2 protein-coding genes are annotated in these 2,610 nt (G+C 51.1%); both read left to right on the forward strand.

Annotated features, from left to right (window positions below; genetic code table 11):
* Positions 1-38 precede the first annotated feature (38 nt).
* Positions 39-1,595, forward strand: coding sequence for an acyl-CoA carboxylase subunit beta (locus U9P07_04290; protein MEA2108619.1), 1,557 nt, complete (start codon positions 39-41; stop codon positions 1,593-1,595).
* 167 nt (positions 1,596-1,762) lie between these two features.
* Positions 1,763-2,610 (forward strand): acyl-CoA dehydrogenase family protein (locus tag U9P07_04295; protein MEA2108620.1); only part of this gene is annotated, 848 nt, incomplete at its 3' end.

Here is a 2,610-nt window from a genome sequence, read left to right on the forward strand (position 1 = left end):
GGAGTATTTACGGAGAGGCTGGAGAGGAGTGAAACGTGATGCGAGAAAAGATTGAGCGTTTAAGGGAAGTCAAAGAAACCGCCACTTTAGGGGGCGGGCAGGCCAGGATTGATAAAGTGCATGCCAAAGGCCAGCTGACGGCCCGGGAACGGATTGCGGCGCTGCTTGACGAAGGAAGTTTCGTTGAGTTCAATCGCCTGATTAAGTACCGGGAGGGAGCCCCGGGAGACGGCATTGTTACCGGTCATGGCACGATAGATGGCCGCTTGGTTTGTGTTTACGCCCAGGATGTCACCGTACTCGGAGGCTCACAGGGTTATATGCACGGGCGTAAACTTTATAAAATTCACGAAATGGCCATGAATATGGGAGTTCCCATCATCGCCCTCAATAATTCGCCGGGAGCCCGGGTTGTGCGGCCTGAACTGGCGGGCAGTGATGATCCCTATCGGGTCAGCGATGAAAAGCATGCCGGGGTTGTTTTTTATGTCAATACCCTAAGCTCCGGAGTGATCCCCCAGCTTGCCGCGATCTTCGGTAACTGTACCGGGGGGTCGGTCTATTCGCCGGCGCTGATGGATTTTATCTTTATGGTCGAGAAAGAGTCCCACATGTTTATCACCGGGCCTAAAGTGATCAAATCAGTGACTGGCGAAGAGATTTCAATGGCGGAGCTTGGCGGGGCCGATATCCATTGCGCTAAAACCGGGGTGGCTGATTTCAAAGTGGCAAGTGAGCTGGACTGTTTTGCCGAAATCAGGCGATTGCTCGATTTTCTGCCTGACAATTGGCAAAAGTCCTCTTCTCGCCGGGAAAATGAAGATGATCCTGAACGCCTGGCTGATCGTCTCAACGACCTGGTTCCGGTTCGTACCACCCGGGCCTATGATATGCGTCAGGTGATTAAAGAACTGGTTGATCAGGGTGATTTTTGTGAAATAAAGGCGGACTTTGCCGCCGAGATTATTGTCGGTTTCGCCCGTATCGACGGCTATACGCTGGGAATCATCGCCAATCAACCGCTGGTGAAAGCCGGATGCATGACGGTTGAAAGCTCTCGCAAACAGGCCCGTTTTATCCGTTTCTGTGATTGTTTCAATATCCCGTTGGTATTGTTGGTTGATACCCCCGGCTATCTGCCTGGTAAAGATCAGGAACATGCCGGTATAATCACTCATGGAGCCAAGGTTCTTTATGCCCTGTCAGAGTCAACTGTACCAAAAGTGGCAGTCCTGCTGCGGAAAGTCTATGGTGGTGCGGCTCTGGGGATGGGGATTTTGCCGGGTTTTGGTACCGACCTGATCTATGCCTGGCCGACGGCTGAGATCGGGGCTATGGGGGCCGAACAGGCGGTTGGTCTCTTTTATGGAAAAGAGCTCAAAACTGCCGCCAAGCCGGAACAATTCAGAGCTGAAAAGGTGGTTCAATATCGCGAACTTTATGCTGATGCCCTCTCTCTGGCTTCACAGGTGACCTATGTTCAGGATATTATCGAACCACGCGAGACCCGCCGTATACTGAGCCGGTCGCTGCGGCTCCTGCGGGGCAAGGAGCGCCGCCGCCGTCCAGGACATCATGGCAACATCCCATTGTAGGCTACCTTGAAAAATGGCCTTTGTGTTCGATTACTGCGTTAGGCTCAAATTATAATTCTCAAAATATGAAATATATTTCTGTGGTTATAATTTCTCGCCTGTCTTGTACTCAAACAAAAATTCTAATTTTTCAATACAGCCTCTAACCAATAAAACGAGGTGGTCTGATGAATTTTTCTTTTACTGAAGAACAGTTGATGCTGCGTGACCTGGCGCGGAAATTTGCCGAAAATGAGATGCGGCCGTTATTACGTGAGCATGAAAATCAGCGTCGTACTCCGGAAGCCCTAGTCAAAAAATTGGCTGATATTGGCTTTTTAGGAGCACATCTGCCGAAAGAGTATGGGGGATCCGCCCTTGATTATCTTTCCGCCGCCATAATCTGGGAAGAGCTCAGCAAGGTGAGTTGGACCATGGCTCTCGGGACACTTGGTCATGCGGTGTTAAGTGGTACCATCCTGATGAAAGTTGCCACTTCGGAGCAGAAGGAGCAATATCTGGCACCGCTTTGTCGTGGTGAGTTGATGTTTGCCACTGCCACGGTGGAGCCTAACGCCGGCAGTGACCCCGGTGCTATCGAGTGCAGAGCAATTTTAAAAGGTGATTATTGGCTTCTTAACGGGACCAAGAATTTTGTCACCGGGGGCGGACTTGCCGACTATCTCCTGGTTCTGGCCCAGACCGACAAAAAACTTGGTATTAAAGGGATGGTGCTCTTGCTGGTTGATAGCAAGACGGCGGGTATAAGTTTTGAAGATGTGCGGTTGGTTGGCGGCCGCACCAGCAATATTGTCAATCTCGCTTTCTCCGACTGCCAAGTACCGGCTGAAAATATTATTGGTAAGGTTGGTCGTGGTCTGCACGGTGCTTTTTACGGCATCGACACGGCCAGGGTGTTCATTACTGCCGGGGCTTTGGGAATGGCTCAAGGCTGTCTTGACGCGAGCCTGAAATATGTGCAGGAGAGAACTCAGTTCGGCAAAGCGATTGGTGGCTTTCAGCTGGTTCAGGAGGT

The sequence above is a fragment of the Pseudomonadota bacterium genome, from assembly GCA_034660915.1.
Lineage (GTDB): Bacteria > Desulfobacterota > Anaeroferrophillalia > Anaeroferrophillales > Anaeroferrophillaceae > DQWO01.

What these genes read in the sequence shown, in the direction of transcription:
- U9P07_04290 (MEA2108619.1), top strand. Translation starts at nt 39, where the DNA reads ATGCGAGAAAAGATTGAGCGTTTAAGGGAAGTCAAAGAAACCGCCACT.